Origin of the sequence: Dactylosporangium sp. CA-152071, from assembly GCF_050936335.1 — a bacterium.
In the GTDB taxonomy this organism is placed as follows: Bacteria; Actinomycetota; Actinomycetes; order Mycobacteriales; family Micromonosporaceae; genus Dactylosporangium; species Dactylosporangium maewongense.
The window spans coordinates 4,414,871-4,430,730 of sequence record NZ_JBNJMZ010000001.1 but is presented as its reverse complement, the minus strand read 5'-3'; the positions used below and the strand labels follow the sequence as shown (position 1 = coordinate 4,430,730).

At 69.3% G+C, this 15,860-nt stretch carries 14 protein-coding genes and 1 tRNA gene; 6 read left to right on the top strand and 9 right to left on the bottom strand.

The features are described from left to right. Positions 1-31: 31 nt before the first annotated feature. Positions 32-1,039 carry an RNA polymerase subunit sigma-70 gene (locus tag ACQEVZ_RS19785; protein ID WP_433368490.1) on the bottom strand — a complete coding sequence of 336 codons (1,008 nt, stop codon included), beginning with the start codon at positions 1,037-1,039 and terminating at the stop codon, positions 32-34. A gap of 657 nt (positions 1,040-1,696) precedes the next feature. Between ACQEVZ_RS19785 and ACQEVZ_RS19780 the strand changes: the two genes are divergently transcribed. Beyond that, positions 1,697-1,939 carry an effector-associated constant component EACC1 gene (locus ACQEVZ_RS19780; protein ID WP_433368487.1) on the top strand — a complete coding sequence of 81 codons (243 nt, stop codon included), beginning with the start codon at positions 1,697-1,699 and terminating at the stop codon, positions 1,937-1,939. A gap of 55 nt (positions 1,940-1,994) precedes the next feature. On the opposite strand, the gene qcrB is transcribed toward ACQEVZ_RS19780, so the two are convergent. From qcrB to ACQEVZ_RS19755, 5 genes are all read right to left on the bottom strand, one after another. Further along, the gene (gene qcrB / locus ACQEVZ_RS19775) at positions 1,995-3,620 is read right to left on the bottom strand and encodes a cytochrome bc1 complex cytochrome b subunit (protein WP_433368484.1); all 1,626 of its coding nucleotides are present in this window, start codon (positions 3,618-3,620) and stop codon (positions 1,995-1,997) included. A gap of 460 nt (positions 3,621-4,080) precedes the next feature. Next, positions 4,081-5,019: a hypothetical protein gene (locus tag ACQEVZ_RS19770; protein WP_433368481.1), complete on the bottom strand. Its 939-nt coding sequence runs from the start codon at positions 5,017-5,019 to the stop codon at positions 4,081-4,083. Between the two features lie 73 nt (positions 5,020-5,092). Next, positions 5,093-5,164: transfer RNA gene (locus tag ACQEVZ_RS19765), tRNA-Arg, on the bottom strand. A gap of 44 nt (positions 5,165-5,208) precedes the next feature. After that, positions 5,209-5,802: a DUF305 domain-containing protein gene (locus ACQEVZ_RS19760; RefSeq protein WP_433368478.1), complete on the bottom strand. Its 594-nt coding sequence runs from the start codon at positions 5,800-5,802 to the stop codon at positions 5,209-5,211. A 37-nt stretch (positions 5,803-5,839) separates the two neighbouring features. After that, positions 5,840-6,781 carry a DUF3105 domain-containing protein gene (locus ACQEVZ_RS19755; protein ID WP_433368475.1) on the bottom strand — a complete coding sequence of 314 codons (942 nt, stop codon included), beginning with the start codon at positions 6,779-6,781 and terminating at the stop codon, positions 5,840-5,842. A gap of 176 nt (positions 6,782-6,957) precedes the next feature. Between ACQEVZ_RS19755 and argS the strand changes: the two genes are divergently transcribed. Genes argS through thrC form a run of 4 tightly spaced genes read left to right on the top strand, consistent with a single transcriptional unit; the run spans position 6,958 to position 12,340 of the window. Beyond that, entirely contained in the window at positions 6,958-8,616 is a 1,659-nt protein-coding gene (argS, locus tag ACQEVZ_RS19750) for an arginine--tRNA ligase (protein WP_433368472.1), read from the top strand. Positions 8,617-8,620: 4 nt separating this feature from the next. Beyond that, positions 8,621-10,006: a diaminopimelate decarboxylase gene (gene lysA / locus ACQEVZ_RS19745; RefSeq protein WP_433368469.1), complete on the top strand. Its 1,386-nt coding sequence runs from the start codon at positions 8,621-8,623 to the stop codon at positions 10,004-10,006. 8 nt (positions 10,007-10,014) lie between these two features. Then, positions 10,015-11,286, top strand: a complete 1,272-nt coding sequence (locus ACQEVZ_RS19740) for a homoserine dehydrogenase (RefSeq protein ID WP_344510461.1) — start codon at positions 10,015-10,017, stop codon at positions 11,284-11,286. A 4-nt stretch (positions 11,287-11,290) separates the two neighbouring features. Further along, a complete protein-coding gene (gene thrC / locus ACQEVZ_RS19735) occupies positions 11,291-12,340 on the top strand; it encodes a threonine synthase (protein ID WP_360560330.1) in 1,050 nt (349 codons plus the stop codon). Between the two features lie 142 nt (positions 12,341-12,482). Here the strand turns inward: thrC and ACQEVZ_RS19730 are convergent, their stop codons facing one another. From ACQEVZ_RS19730 to ACQEVZ_RS19720, 3 genes are read right to left on the bottom strand one after another with little or no spacing between them, the layout of a single operon-like run. Continuing rightward, positions 12,483-12,695, bottom strand: coding sequence for a hypothetical protein (locus tag ACQEVZ_RS19730; protein ID WP_344510348.1), 213 nt, complete (start codon positions 12,693-12,695; stop codon positions 12,483-12,485). A gap of 11 nt (positions 12,696-12,706) precedes the next feature. Beyond that, positions 12,707-13,540, bottom strand: a complete 834-nt coding sequence (locus ACQEVZ_RS19725) for an SPFH domain-containing protein (protein ID WP_363394396.1) — start codon at positions 13,538-13,540, stop codon at positions 12,707-12,709. 30 nt (positions 13,541-13,570) lie between these two features. Further along, positions 13,571-14,755, bottom strand: coding sequence for an MFS transporter (locus ACQEVZ_RS19720; RefSeq protein WP_433368464.1), 1,185 nt, complete (start codon positions 14,753-14,755; stop codon positions 13,571-13,573). 53 nt (positions 14,756-14,808) lie between these two features. On the opposite strand from ACQEVZ_RS19720, the gene thrB reads away from it, so the two are divergent. Beyond that, positions 14,809-15,756, top strand: coding sequence for a homoserine kinase (thrB, locus tag ACQEVZ_RS19715; RefSeq protein ID WP_425552390.1), 948 nt, complete (start codon positions 14,809-14,811; stop codon positions 15,754-15,756). Positions 15,757-15,860 lie beyond the last annotated feature (104 nt).

Below are 15,860 nucleotides of genomic sequence, written 5' to 3'. Positions count from 1 at the left end.
CCGCCGGCAACGCCGGCGGGGACTTGTCTGATCACAGTGTCGGGGGCAGGTCCAGCCATGGTTTGTCGGTGGCGTCGAATCCGGTGAGCTCGGCGATCTTCCCGTCGACGACGTGCAGGACCGCGATGGCGAACAGCCGGTACTCCGGGTCGTCAGGGGTGCGGAGGTACAGCGCGGCGGCGGGCATGCGGTTGACCGTCGTGGCGATGCAGCGCCAGTCGTCGTGGCCGGGCTGGAAGAGCCCACCGGAGACCCAGCCGTCCACCGCGTCCTTGGCCGTGATGACCGAGGTGCCCGCCTCGGGCAGCATCACGAAGCGCAGGTCGTCGCGCAGCAGGGACATCAGCCCGTCGAGATCGTTGCGCTCATGGGCGTCGATGTACGACTTCACCACGCCGCGCTCGTCATTCGACAGCTCGTGGGCGGCGGGGCTCCGCCAGTCGAGGCGGCGGTCGGGCAGCTGCTCGCGCATCGTCACGCGCGCCCGCTGCAGCGCGCTGGTCACCGATGCGATGGTCAGATCGAGGGCGTCGGCGGCCTTCGACGCCGGCCAGCCGACGACGTCGCGCAGAATGAACACCGCCCGCTGCCGCGGCGGCAGGTGCTGGACGGCGACGATGAACGCCAGCTCGATCGTCTCCCGCGCCACCACCGATTCCTGCGGGTCCTCGGGGAGCATCCGGTCGGGGTACGGCTGCAGGTACAGCACCTCGGAGCCGACGTCCGCCAGCCCGGACGGCACGGGCGTGCGATCGTTGCGCTTCTCCAGGAAGTCAAGGCAGACGTTCGTCGCGATCCGGTACAGCCAGGTCCGCAGCGCAGCGTGGCCCTTGAACGACTCCCGCTTGTTCCACGCTCGCAGGAACGTCTCCTGCGTCATGTCCTGGGCGTCCTCGTAGTTCGCAAGCATCCGGTAGCAGTGCACCTGCAGCTCACGCCGGTGGCGCTCCGTGATGAGCGCGAACCGCGCCGTATCGCCTGAGCGAGCCACCGCGATGAACGAGGCCTCGTCAGCGCCCAGCGGTCTAGCGTCGGTCATGGTCACCAATCCTTCCACCGGTGCGAGGGGGCTACCAGAACCGACGACGTGGCGGAGGAATTCTGATCGGTGAAGCCGCCGACACCGGGCCGTTCGTCAGGGCGGATGGGTCGGGTCGATCCAGGGTAGGTGCTCCAGGTCAGACACAGGCCGCCGTAGTACCCGATGACCAGTGGATTCGCCTGCCTCCGGCGTAGGTCCCTACCCCTGGCCCTTGGGGGCGTATTTGGGCGGACCGTCGATCATGGCGGGAATTAGCCGGTGACAGCCGGACATATGAGCGAAGCCCTTGACCGTAAAACTGCTGGTCAAGGGCTTCGTTTTGGCTGGTCACAGATGCGATAGCAAATGTGCCCCCGGCTAGAGACAAACCTGCACGGCTCGATCGCGGCTTCGTCTATGTTGAGCTGGGCACATAATCGGCCTGACCTGGGATTCGCCTCGCTGATGCAGTTGCAGGTTGGTGCTTCCGGACCCGGCTCCGTTCCCTCGCGATCGGGACGTTGAGGCTCGCGGGTATGGCTCTCGTTGTGCCGGCAACGACTGACCGCACTCATCAGGAGTCGATGAGCGTGCACCTGATCTTGGTTGACGTCCTCGATCTCCGCGCTAGGTATGTGGTCGATATTGATCGATCAAATTCAATGTGGAGGTGTGGTGTTGGCCGCTCAGGTTGGTTGCTCGGGGCGCTACGACGGCTTGGTGGCGGTGCTGGGACCGGCCGGCATCGGTGCGTTTGCCACCGCGCTGGTGCAGCGGTTGCGTACCCGTCGTGCCGACGTCGAGGTGAGCAGACCGGACGGCACCTCGATGAAGGTTTCGGCGAAGCACGTCCAAGCGCTCACGGGCGTCGCGGTGAGTCCGCTCCGCCTTGCAGACAGGATGACAATAGCTGGGTAACGGGAAACTGCTACGCCCCAGATCTGTGAGAGCCGAGCGGTGAGACCCCTCCCGACTACTCGACCTTGTGGCCCGTGATGATCTCCTCGCGCTCTTCGAGTTCGCGCCGGGCCGACTTCGGCGGGGCGGCCTTCTCGATCGGGAACCAGAAGCCCCTCACCGGCGGGGCGAGCGCGCCGACGCGGTTCATCTTTTTCGGCACCACCCAGCCGGCGTACTCCGGGCCGTGCTCCTCCTCGGCGCCGCGGCCGTCGCCGGCCGTCGGGAGCGGCTGGTGGATCTCAACGAAGCGGCCGTCCGGCAGGCGCTGGATGATGCCGGTCTCGATGCCGTGGACCAGCAGCTCGCGGTCGTACTGCTGCAGACCCAGCGCGATCCGGTACGTCACGTAGTAGGCCAGCGGCGGCAGGATCAGGATGCCGATACGCCCCGCCCAGACGATCGCGTTGAGGCTGATGCTGAACTTGTCGGCCACCACGTCGTTGCCGCCGGAGGCCAGCAGGACCATGTAGAAGGCGATGGCCATTGCCCCGAGCGCGGTGCGGGACGGGTTGTCCCGCGGGCGCTGCAGCAGGTTGTGGACAGCCTTGTCCTTCGAGAACCGCTGCTCGATGAACGGATAGAATATCGACAACATCGCCAGGAGACCGGGCAGCACAACCGTGGGCCAGAAGATCGGCGGGAGGGTGTAGCCGTTACCGAACAAGTGGAACCGAATCTCCCACGCCGGGAAGAGACGGGCCGCGCCGTCGAGGAACATGACATACCAGTCGGGCTGGCTCGCCGCCGAGACCACCGCCGCCTTGTACGGGCCGAACAGCCAGATCGGGTTGATCTGGAACAGGCCGGCCAGCGCGGCCATCATGGCGAACACGATCATGAAGAAGCCGCCGGCCTTGGCCGCGAAGCCGGGGAACATGCGCACGCCGACCACGTTGTTGTTGGTCCGGCCGGGGCCGGGCCACTGCGTGTGCTTCTGCTTCACCAGCAGGCCCATGTGCACACTGATGAGCGCGAGCAGCAGGCCGGGGACCAGCAGCACATGCACGATGTAGAGCCGGTCGAGGATCACCTCACCCGGGAACTCACCCCCGAACAGCGAGGTGGTCACCCAGGTGCCGACGATCGGGATGGACAGCATGATCGCGCTGGCGATGCGCAGGCCGGTGCCGGACAGCGCGTCGTCGGGCAGCGAGTAACCGGCGAAGCCCTCCAGGAAGGCCATCCAGAACAGCAGCATGCCGACGATCCAGTTGGCCTCGCGCGGCTTGCGGAACGCGCCGGTGAAGAACACGCGGAACATGTGCACCACGATCGCGGCCACGAACAGCAGCGCGGCCCAGTGGTGCATCTGCCGCATGAACAGGCCGCCGCGCACGTCGAACGAGATCTGCAGCGTGCTGTTGTACGCCTGCGACATCTCCACGCCGCGCAGGGGCGCGTAGCTGCCGTCGTAGACGACCTCGCGCATCGACGGGTCGAAGAACAGCCCAAGAAAGGTACCGCTGAGCAGCAGCACGACGAACGAGTAGAGCGCGATCTCACCCAGCAGGAACGACCAGTGGTCGGGGAAGACCTTGTTCATCAGCCGCCGCAGCGGGGTGGCCGCCTGGAACCGCTCGTCGAGCGCCCCGGCGGACTTGGCCGGCAGGGCCCGGACGTCGGTCTTGCGCCGTTTCATGACCACTCCCCGAGGGCTGGTCTGACCGCAACTTTTGTAGTCCCTTTCGGGGCTTGCGTACGCTCCAGCGGACTGGGACGTAAGCCTCGCCTGAGCATGGCCACAGGCGCTGACGCCAGCATCAAACCCCGACGACGCCGGACTGCTCAAGCAGCCACAATGCCGCAATCGCCATGACAAACCACACCAGTAGCCGCCACCCGGCGGTGTTCAGTATCCCCGCTTGCCAGGCTGCGATCGCTCCTGCGTCGGGTCTTGGGGTTCGTTTTGGGGCTGCTGCGGGTCTACCACGACACACCTCCCGTGATCGGAATGCGACCCCGGCTACATACATTCTACGAGGTCGGCCCCACCTGAAGCTCCTCGCGGACGTGGTTGAGTACTGCCCCACCGCGGCCGTCAACGGTCCATCGCACCCTACAAGATCAAGCGTCCTGTATTGCCGAAGTGAGGATGCGGTTCAGGTCGACCGGTCCACGCGAGGTATGACCGGATCGATGGGTTGAGCTGGGCTGTTCTCGGCCTCGTGCCAGTCGGCGACGTTGAAGACGCTGTGGCAGCTACTGCAGGTTGCGTCGCCGAACAGGTACGTCAACCCGTCCGCGAGGATCGGATCGCCACAGGCGACGGCGGTGTCGTGCATCCATCGCCGGAAACCGTGAAGGGTCTCCGGTTCCATCGGATGTAACGGGGTACGCAGGATGTCGCCCTCGTCGTGATCGCGGATCGCCGCATAGTGGCCGTAGTCGCCGATCACGATCATCAGTGGCGTCGCGCAGTGCGGGCAGTGGGTCCGGTAGTGCTCGTCGGTGAAGTCGAGGCTGATCGTTGCCCAGAACGTGTAGCCGGCGAGCGCACACGCGGCCTGGAACGACCGCAGCAGTTGCCCACCGGACATGCTCGGCAGCCGGGACGCGGCCAGCCGGTGCAGGGTGGCGAGGGCGGCCGGGTTCGCCCGTACGAGATCGTCGTCTCGGTGATGCCGATGAAGCGTCATCGCGATCATTGCGGCGAGGTCGATCGCATGTGCACGGTGTTCCGCGGCGCCGGAGTACGCCAAGGCGCTCAACCGCGGCAGTGCGGCGAAGCCGGCCGAGTACCAGCACTCCGCCTCGACGATGAGCAGCTTGTCGAGTCGCTCCCACACCTCGGTGCTCGGCTCCCGCTCCGCCCGATCCAGCAGCGCGGCGACCTCGACACCCGGGTCTTGCAGCTGCAACCAATCGACCACGGCTACGAGTAAACACGACACAGGACAACCGGCGCGCCGCCACGTATGACCTTGTGTAAGGACAACGCGCACGCGTCCGCTCGTGCCGCGATCCGGGCGCGTTCGGCACCCTACATCGGGGTCAACGCGAGGATGCCCCGGCCGAATGGCCGGGGCATCCTCGATCATCTATTCAAGCGCGAAACCAGCTTCCACGATCAGTAATCGGCCGGTAGCGGTGTGCTTTTGCAGTTCTGTGACGTGCCCCCGGCAGGATTCGAACCTGCGCCCCCGCCTCCGGAGGGCGGTGCTCTATCCCCTGAGCTACGGGGGCCTTGCGGCCTCGCAAAGGATAACAGACCGCCTGTGGCTCCTGAGTCAGGAGGGGAGGGGTTGCGCTCCCAGGTCTTGGAGTTTTTCGGTGAGGGCGGTGATGTCGTACTGCTGAGAGACGCGGATCTTCTCGGCGGCGTCGCGGACCTCGGTGGTGGAGGCCTTCTTGGCGGCGGTTTCCGACATGTGGATGCCGCCCAGGTGGTGGCGGAGCATGAGCTGGCACCAGAGGGTGTCGAAGTCCTTGCCGGTGGAGGACTTGAGCTTCTTGAGCTCGTCGTCGGAGGCCATGCCGGGCATGCGGCCGTCCGGCTGGAGGGCGTTCTTGCCGTCGGGCATCCAGGCCATGGGGGCCTTGTCGCTGTTGGTGGACAGGTGCCACTCGTTGAGCCAGGTCTGCATCTGGCCGATCTGCCACTGCTGGCTGAGGGCCATGTCGTAGCCGAGGGTGCGGATGTCGTCGGTGGAGCCGAGGCGGTACGCGAACATCGCCATCTCGACGGCCTGGGTGTGGTGGAGGCTCATGTCGCGGGCGAAGCCGGCGTCCACGGAGTCGTCGCCCGGGGCGCGCAGCGTCGGGATGAGGAACCCGACGCTGACGCCCACGACGAGGAGGAGGACGGCGCCGAGCACGCCCATGGTCAGGCGTGCTCGGGCCGTGAGTTGTGCGAACAGGTCAGCCGCCCGAGGTCATTCCGGTGCCGCCGCCGTCCTTGCCCAGGTCGCGCGGGGTCGTGCCGGTTTCGGTGATGATGTCGCCCTGGGAGCACGGGGTGCCGGGCTCGAGGCTGGCGTTCTGCCGCAGGGCCTTGATGAACTCGTCGATGCGGCCGTCGCTGGCCTTGTCGACCTGGAGCTGGAAGCCCCACGCCTGCAGGGAGATCGGCTTGGCCTGGCCCTCGTAGGGGCTCATGAGCAGGTAGTCCTTGCCCTTGACCTTCTTGGCCAGGGCCTCGACCTGGTCGGCCGGCAGGTTCGGCTGGTACGTGATCCAGACGGCGCCGTGCTCCAGGGCGTGCAGGGCGTGCTCGGTGGCGATCGGCGCCGCGTAGACGTCGCCGAGGCAGCGCTGCCAGTTCTGGTTGTGGTTGCCGGAGACCGGGGGGTTCGCGATCGACAGGTCGTACTTCTGCGGGCCCCACACGTGGTTCCGCTGCTCGGTGTACTCTTTGTTGATCTTGAAGTAGTCCTTGATGCCGTCGATCCGGTCGGCGCGCTCGCGGACGGTCAGCCCGTTCTCATTGACCTGGTAGACGGCGAAGCCCACGATGCCGAGGGCCAGCAGGCCGACCACGGAGAAGAGGATGATCGGGCCCCAGGCGGCACCCTGCTTCACCTTCACCGGGGCGACCTTCTTGGCCGCCGGGCGCTTGCCGGCGGGGGCGGTCTTGCGCGGCGGGGCGGACTTGCGTGGGCTCGCCTTCTGCTTGCCGGAAGCCGACGTCGTGGTCGACTCCTTGCCGAGCGAGACCGGCGCGTCCTCCTCCGAAGCGGCGGCGGCCGCCTCGTCGAGGTCGTCCTCGATGGCCTCGTCGCCGCCCTGCTTCGGCTTGGCGCCGGCAACGGGCTTGGTCGACGGCTTGCGGTTGCCGCCGCCGTGCTGGGTGCTCATGCTCATGTCGTCGCCTCGCAACGCTCAGCGTGGTGCTCGCTCATCGGGCCTCGTCTGGTCAACGGTCGGGGGTCGGGCGGGACGCGCGGTCGGTCAACACCGCCGGAGCGGCCGTCCCGCATTGTGACCAGCAGAACGGGCCTCCGCCAAGTACCGGAGTCTACCCCCGATAGCATTTGTCGGTGACTCCCGCTGAACTCGCCGTAGCAGTCCTCGAAGCCGCCCGGGCGGCGCTTACCGAGCGTGACCTTGACGCGTCCGTTCTTCCTGCGACGACCAGCGTGGAGCGACCGCGAAACCCGGAGCATGGTGACTATGCGTCGAATATCGCCCTGCAGTTGGGCAAGAAGGTCGGGCTGAGCCCGCGCGACCTGGCCGCCGCCGTCGCGAAAAACTTGCAGGAAACTCCCGGGATCGATGCCGTGGAGATCGCCGGACCGGGTTTTCTCAATATCCGGTTGTCGGCGGCCGCCGCCGGTGAGCTGGCGCGGATCGTGGTGGAGGCGGGCCGCTCGTACGGGCGCGGCGAGACCCTCACGAAGGAGAAGATCAATCTCGAGTTCGTGTCGGCGAACCCCACGGGGCCGGTCCACCTGGGCCACACCCGCTGGGCCGCGGTCGGCGACGCGCTCGGCAGGATCCTGTCCGCGGCCGGCGCGGACGTGACCCGCGAGCACTACATCAACGACGCGGGCGTGCAGATGGCCAGGTTCGGCGAGTCGGTGCAGGCCGCGGCCAACGGCCAGCCGACGCCGCCCGACGGCTACCCCGGCGAGTACATTCAGGACATCGCACGGCAAATCGTCCGGGAAAATCCGGACATCCTCGACAAGGACCAGGCGGAGCAGGCCGCAGCCTTCCAGCAGGAGGGCTACACGGCGATGCTCAAGGAGATGCAGGACAGCCTGGAGCGCTTCGGCGTGCACTTCGACGTCTGGTTCTCCGAGAAGACCCTGCACGACGGCGGCGCGGTCGAGCACGCCCTCGACGAGCTGCGCAAGCAGGGGCACATCTTCGAGGCCGACGGCGCGATCTGGCTGCGCACCACGGACTTCGGCGACGACAAGGACCGGGTGCTCATCCGGTCCAACGGCGAGAAGACCTACTTCGCCGCCGACGCCGCGTACTACATCAACAAGCGCGAGCGGGGCTTCGACCGCTGCATCTACATGCTGGGCGCGGACCACCACGGGTACATCGGGCGGCTCAAGGCGATCGCGGCGTGCGCCGGCGACGACCCGGAGCGCAACATCGAGGTGCTGATCGGCCAGCTGGTCAGCCTGCTGCGCGGCGGTGAGCCGGTGCGCCTGAGCAAGCGCGCCGGGACGCTGATCACGCTCGACGAGCTGATCGAGGTCGTGGGCGTCGACGCCGCGCGGTACTCCCTCGCGCGCTCCTCGACCGACTCGCCGCTGACCCTGGACATCGAGGTCATCACGCGGCAGAAAAACGACAACCCGGTCTTCTACGTCCAGTACGTCGGCGCCCGCACCGCCTCCGTCGCCCGGAACGCCGCCGACCTCGGGCTGCACCGGACCGACACGTACGACCCGGCGCTGCTCGTGCACGAGAAGGAGCTCGACCTGCTCAAGGCGCTCGGCGACTTCCCGGCCGTGGTCGCGACCGCGGCCGAGCTGCGGGAGCCGCACCGCGTGGCACGCTATTTGGAGGAGCTCGCGGGCGCCTACCACCGCTTCTACGACAACTGCCGGGTGCTGCCGCAGGGCGACGAGCCGATCTCCGAGACCAACCGGGCCCGGTTGTGGCTCAACGACGCGACGCGTCAGGTCATCGTCAACGGGCTCGACCTGCTCGGCGTCTCTGCACCGGAACGGATGTAAGCCAATGCGCGCACATGAAGCCGGAGCGCTGCACGGGGAACTGGGCTTCAGCGGCCCGTCCTGGCTGCGCACCCCCGACGACGTCAACGCCCTCGTCCCGCAGTTGTGGCCGAAAACGGTCAAGCGCACGCAGGACGGCGCGATCGAGGTCGGATCGGTAGATATCCGAAAGATCGCCGACGAGCACGGCACCCCCGCGTACATCTTCGACGAGGCCGACTTCCGCGAACGCTGCCGGAAGTTCAAGGAGGCCTTCGGCGGCGCCGAGGTCTTCTATGCCGGCAAGGCGTTCATCGCCACCCACATCGTCCGGATCCTTGTCGAGGAGGGCCTCTCGCTCGACGTCTGCACCGGCGGCGAGCTCGCGGTGGCGCTCAGGGGCGGCATGCCGCCGGAGCGCATCGGCCTGCACGGCAACAACAAGTCCGTCGCCGAGCTGACCAGGGCCGTCGAGGCCGGGGTGGGCCGGATCATCGTCGACTCGTTCGACGAGATCGAGCGTCTGAGCGCCATCGCCAAGCGCACGGGCACCCGGCCGAAGGTCATGGTCCGGGTCACCGTCGGCGTCGAGGCCCACACCCACGAGTACATCGCCACGGCGCACGAGGACCAGAAGTTCGGCTTCTCGCTGTCCGGCGGCGCCGCCGCCAGTGCCGTCGACAAGATCCTTGCCGAGGACAGCCTCGACCTGCGCGGCCTGCACTCGCACATCGGCTCGCAGATCTTCGACACGTCGGGGTTCGAGGTCGCCGCCCGGCGGCTGCTGTCGCTGCAGGCGCAGATCAACGAGCAGCACGGCGTCGAGCTGCCCGAGCTGGACCTCGGCGGTGGGTTCGGCATCGCGTACACCACCCAGGACACGCCGGCGGAGCCCGCCGACCTCGCGGCGAACCTGATGCGCATCGTCAAGCAGGAGTGCGCGGCGCTGCACCTCAGCGTGCCCCACCTGTCGATCGAGCCGGGCCGGGCGATCGTCGGACCGGCGATGTTCACCCTCTACGAGGTCGGCACGGTCAAGGACGTCGACGGGATCCGCGCGTACGTGAGCGTCGACGGCGGCATGAGCGACAACATCCGCACGGCGCTCTACGACGCGGCATACTCCGCGACCGTGGCGGGCCGGTCCTCCGCCGAACCGCCGATTCTCGCCCGCGTGGTGGGAAAACATTGCGAGGCCGGGGACATCATCGTGAAGGATGAGTTCCTGCCGGCAGACGTTCAGGCCGGAGATCTTCTTGCGGTGCCGGGCACAGGGGCCTACTGCCGCAGCATGGCGAGCAACTACAACCACGTCCCCCGTCCACCGGTCGTGGCGGTGGTTGACGGGGAATCGCGGGTGATCGTCCGCCGGGAGACCGAGGACGACCTGCTCAACTTGGACGTGGGGTGACCATGAGTGTGAAGGTGGCGCTGCTTGGCTGCGGGACGGTCGGCGCGGAGGTCGTCCGGCTCCTCCACGAGCACGAGCGGGACCTGACGGCCCGCATCGGCGCGCCGCTGGAGCTCGTCGGGGTCGCCGTGCGGCGCGCCGGCCGGGCCCGCGACCTGCCGATCGACCCGTCGCTGTTCACCACCGACGCGCTCGGCCTGGTGAAGCGCGACGACGTCGACGTGGTCGTCGAGGTCGTCGGCGGCATCGAGCCGGCCCGCACCTGGCTGCTGGAGGCGCTGCACGGCGGCAAGAGCGTCGTGACGGCCAACAAGGCGCTGCTCGGCGAGGACGGCGCGACCCTGCACAAGGCGGCCGCCGAGGCCGGCACCGACCTGTACTACGAGGCGTCCGTCGCCGGCGCGATCCCGCTGCTGCGCCCGCTGCGCGACTCGCTGCACGGCGACCGCATCACCCGCGTCACCGGCATCGTCAACGGCACCACCAACTTCATCCTGTCCTCCATGGACAGCACCGGTGCCGGCTTCGCCGAGGCCCTCGAGGAGGCGACCGCGCTCGGGTACGCCGAGGCCGACCCGACCGCCGACGTCGAAGGCTTCGACGCCGCCGCGAAGGCCGCGATCCTCGCGTCGATGGCGTTCCACACCCGGGTCACCGCCGCCGACGTGCACCGCGAGGGCATCACCGAGGTCACCGCCGCCGACATGGCCAGCGCGAAGGCGATGGGCTGCACGATCAAGCTGCTGTGCATCGCCACCAAGCTCGACGACGCCGTCTCCGTGCGCGTCCACCCGGCGATGATCCCGCGGACCCACCCCCTCGCCGGCGTCGGCGACGCGTTCAACGCCGTCTTCGTCGAGGCCGAGGCCGCCGGCCAGCTCATGTTCTACGGCCGCGGCGCCGGCGGCGCGCCCACCGCGAGCGCCGTCCTCGGCGACCTGGTGGCCGTGTCGCGCAACCGGCTCGCCGGCACCCACGCCGCCTCCGAAAGCGCGTATGCCGACCTTCCGGTCCGTCCGATCGGCGACGCGCTCACCAGGTATCACATCTCGCTGGACGTCGCGGACAAGGCAGGCGTCCTCGCCGCCGTCGCGGGCGTCTTCGCCAAACACGGGGTCAGCATCGCGACCGTCAACCAGTCGGGCCGCGGCAACCAGGCCGTGCTGGTCATCGTCACGCACGCCGCCGCGGACCGCGCCCTCGCGGCCACCGTCGCCGAGCTGCGGGCCCTGGACATCGTTCGCGCCGTGGCGAGCGTCCTGCGTGTCGAAGGGGAGTAGCGCCATGTGGCGTGGATTGATCGAAGAGTTCCGCGACCGGTTACCGGTCGGACCACAGACTCCGGTGGTGACCCTGCACGAGGGCAACACGCCCCTGCTGCCGGCGCCGGAGCTGTCCGCCCGCACCGGGTGCGACGTGTACCTGAAGGTCGAGGGCGCCAACCCGACCGGCTCCTTCAAGGACCGCGGCATGACCGTCGCCGTCTCGAAGGCCGTCGAGGAGGGCGCGAAGGCGATCATCTGCGCCTCCACCGGCAACACGTCGGCCTCCGCCGCCGCGTACGCCGCCCGCGCCGGCATCACCTGCGCCGTCCTCGTCCCGACCGGCAAGATCGCCCTCGGCAAGCTGGCCCAGGCCCTCGTGCACGGCGCCCGCCTCCTGCAGGTCTCCGGCAACTTCGACGACTGCCTGGCGCTCGCCTCGAAGCTCTCCCTCGACTTCCCGGTCTCCCTGGTCAACTCGGTCAACCCGGACCGCCTCCAGGGCCAGAAGACCGCGGCCTTCGAGATCGTCGCCGGCCTGGGCGACGCCCCGCACATCCACTGCCTGCCCGTCGGCAACGCCGGCAACATCAGCGCGTACTGGATGGGCTACCAGGAGGACTTCGCGGCCGGTAACGCCACCCGCCGCCCGCGCATGTTCGGCTTCCAGGCCTCCGGCGCCGCCCCGATCGTCAACGGCGCCGTCGTCCGCGAGCCGTCGACGATCGCCACCGCGATCCGCATCGGCAACCCCGCCTCCTGGACCAAGGCCGTCGACGCCCGCGACGAGTCCAACGGCGTCATCCAGGCCGTCACCGACCGCGACATCCTGCAGGCCTACCGCCTGCTGGCCCGCTCGGTCGGCGTCTTCGTCGAGCTCGGCAGCGCCGCCTCCGTGGCGGGCCTGCTCCAGGCCAGCGCCCAGGGCCTGATCGAGCAGGGCCAGACGATCGTCTGCACCGTCACCGGCCACGGCCTGAAGGACCCCGAGTGGGCCATCTCGACCGCCCCGGCCCCCACGACGATCCCCGCCGACGCCCTCGCCGCCGCGAAGGCACTCGACCTCGCCTGATCCTTCTTCATGGCCAAGGTCCGCGGTGGTGCGGACCGCGGCTCCCGCGGTCTCCGGGCCGGGGCCCAGCTTGCGCCGGGCCCTGGCCCTCTCCGTCCGCGTCCACTTCCCCCATGATCCGGAAGACCTTGTGCACCCCTGGCTACACGGACTCTTCCGGATCATGGGAAACGGCGTCGGTGTCGTCGCCGGGAGCGGGGGAGGAGCGGGGCGGCCGGCCGGCCTGGCGCAGGGCCAGGCGCAGGGCGAACTCGATCTGCGCGTTGACGCTGCGCAGATCGTCCGACGCCCAGCGGGCCACGGCGTCGTAGACCTGCGGGTCGAGGCGCAGGAGCAGCTTCTTGCGTTCGGCCACGAGCGGGGACCTCAGCTGTACAGCGAGCCGGTGTTCACGACCGGCTGGACGTTGCGGTCGCCGCAGAGGACGACGAGCAGGTTGGCCACCATCTGGGCCTTGCGCTCCTCGTCCAGCTCGACGACCTCCAGCTCGCGCAGGCGGTCCAGGGCGCTCTGCACCATGCCGACCGCGCCCTCGACGATTTTGAAGCGGGCGCCGACGATGGCGCTGGCCTGCTGGCGGGCGAGCATGGCCTGGGCGATCTCCGGGGCGTACGCCAGGTGGGTGATGCGCGACTCGAGCACCTCGACGCCGGCGAGGGCGGCCCGCTCGCTCAGCTCGACCGTGAGCTCCTCGCTGACCGCGGTGCCCTCGCGGAGGCTGGTGCGGCCGTCGTCGTGCGTCTCGTACGGGTAGCTCGTCGCCAGATGCCGGACGGCGGCCTCGGCCTGGACGGCGACGTACGAGATGTGGTCGTCGACGCCGAAGGACGCCTTGAACGTGTCGACGACGCGCCAGACGACGACGGCGGCGATCTCGACGGGGTTGCCGTCGGCGTCGGAGACCTTCAGGCGGGCGGTCTCGAAGTTGCGCACCCGGAGCGAGACGCTGCGCTTCGAGCTCAGCGGGACGGTCCAGTGGAAGCCGGCGGTGTGGATCGTGCCGACGTAGCGGCCGAAGAACTGCACGACCCGCGACTGGTTCGGGTTGACGACGGTGAAGCCCGTCATGAGCAGCACGGCGGCCGTGGCCGCGACGGCGACCAGCACGCCGGTGTGGTCGACCGCGGCCGCGGCGCCGACCGCGGCGACCAGCACGAGCAGGATCAGGAACCCGGACACGCGGAACGCACGTCGCTCCATGACAGCCTCCCAGCTATCGAAGTGATATCACTACGATACCGCAAAGCGGAGCCGCCTGGTGACCACCGTCCAGCCGGCCGCGTAGATGAGCGTCACGGCGCCGCAGATGGCGGCGAGCAGGCGAGGATCGGCCCGGTCGATGAACGCGCCGACGATCAGCTGCGACGCAGCGACCGACAGCAGCGCGAGCATGACGTCGGTGGCGAAGATGCGGCCCCGCAGCGCGTCGGGGATCTCGGCCTGCAGCGCGAAGTTGGACATCGTCCAGTTGCCGCCGCCGGCCAGGTGCGCGAGGGTGACGCAGGCGAGGACCAGCGCGAACCAGGGTGCGGCGCCGACGGCGAGGTACATCAGCCCGAAGAGCGACATCGACACCGCCATGCCCGGCAGCAGCCACGAGGGGTGGCTGAGCACCCGCCGCAGCACGAACGGGCCGACGAGCGCGCCGAGGCCGCGCGCCGCGAAGAGCAGCCCCACGCCCGTCGAGCCGAACCCGTGCGCCGCGGCGAGCAGCGGGAAGGTGGTCAGCACGCCGTTGCCGAGGCCGGCCGCCGCCTTGACCGTCACCAGCGAGGCCACCCGCGGGCGTTTGCGGATGTACCGCAGCGCCTCCCCGATCTCCGGCTTCGCCGTCGCGACGGTGACCTGCAGCGGCCGGTGGACGCGGACGATCTGGACGGCCGACAGGAAGCACATGGCGCTGGAGAGGGCGAAGCACCAGTACGGGCCGACGACGGCCGACGCGATGCCGCCCAGCGACGCGCCGACGACGAGCGTGGTGCCCCAGGCGGCGCCGGACAGCGCGTTGGCGGTGGGCAGGTCGTCGGCGTCGACGACGTTGGGCAGGGCGGCCGAGGCGGCCGGGACGAAGAACGCCTTCGCCACCGCGATGACGCCGATGAACAGCACCGCCAGCCACGCCGCCGCCGCGGTGCGCACCAGCAGCAGCGCGAGCGTGGCGACGGCCATCGCGATCTCCGCGGCGATGAGGATCCTGCGGCGGTCGAACCGGTCGGCGATGACCCCCGCGTACGGCTGCAGCAGCGCGATCACGCCGACGTCGGCGGCCAGCACGAGCGCGCCCCACAACCCGGAGCCGGTCAGCTGCAGCAGCAGGGTGAGCAGCGGGATCTGCACGAACCAGTCGGCGCCGAGGCCGATCAGGTCCGCCGTGAACAGGCGGCGGAAGTCGCGGTTGCGGACCAGGATCGACAATGTGGGCGGCGCCGGCCCACCCTAGGGGGTGCCGCGACGGGCGTGATCTCATTATTGGTATGGCCCTGCTGTCCACTCCGGTCACCGTCCGCGTGCCCGCGACGAGCGCGAACCTGGGACCCGGCTTCGACGCGCTCGGGTTGGCCCTGTCGCTGCACGACGAGGTCGAGGCGCGGGTGACCGGCCACGGGGTGACCGTCGAGGTGATCGGCGAGGGCGCCGGTGAGCTGCCCGGCGACGAGACGCACCTGGTCGTGCGGGCCATGCGGCGGGTGTTCGACGAGCTGGGGGAGCGGCCGGCCGGGCTGGCGCTGCGCTGCAACAACCGCATCCCGCAGGCCCGCGGCATGGGCTCGTCGTCGGCCGCGATCGTGGCCGGGGTGGTCCTCGCCCGGGCGCTGGTCAGCGACGGCGCGGAGCGGCTCGACGAGCAGGGCCTGCTGCGCATCGCCGCCGAGCTCGAAGGGCACCCGGACAACGTGGCGCCGTGCCTGCTCGGCGGGGTGACGATCGCCTGGACCGAGGATGCCGGTGCCGCCGCCGTACGGGTGGATCCCGCCGCGCCGGTCAGGCCGTTCGTCTTCGTGCCGGAGTCGCGCGGGCTGACCGAGGTGGCCCGGGCCGCGCTGCCGGCGACCGTGCCGCACGCCGACGCCGCGCTCAACGCCGGACGGGCCGCGCTGCTCGTTCATGCGATCACCGTCGATCCGTCGCACCTGTTCGCGGCCACGGAGGACCGGCTGCACCAGGGATATCGGGCGCCGTCCATGCCCGGCAGTGCGGACCTGGTCGCGTCGCTGCGCGCCGAGGGCGTCGCGGCCGTCATCTCGGGTGCGGGGCCGAGCGTCCTGGCGCTGACCGGCGACAACTGGACGCCCTCCGCGGTGCCCGGCTGGCGGGTGCTGCCGCTCGATGTCGATCTGGTGGGTGCCCTCGTCGGTGTTGACCTGGTATGGGGTACGCTGGAACACGCCGATCGGGACCCTGTTGCCGCTGGCTAGCCGAGTTGTTTACTCTCTAGTCCTACAGCAGCCGCTCCGTGCGGCGATCTCATGCGGGGCGGCGTGCTCCGATTTCCGTGGCACCCCTTTGCGCACGCCCGGCC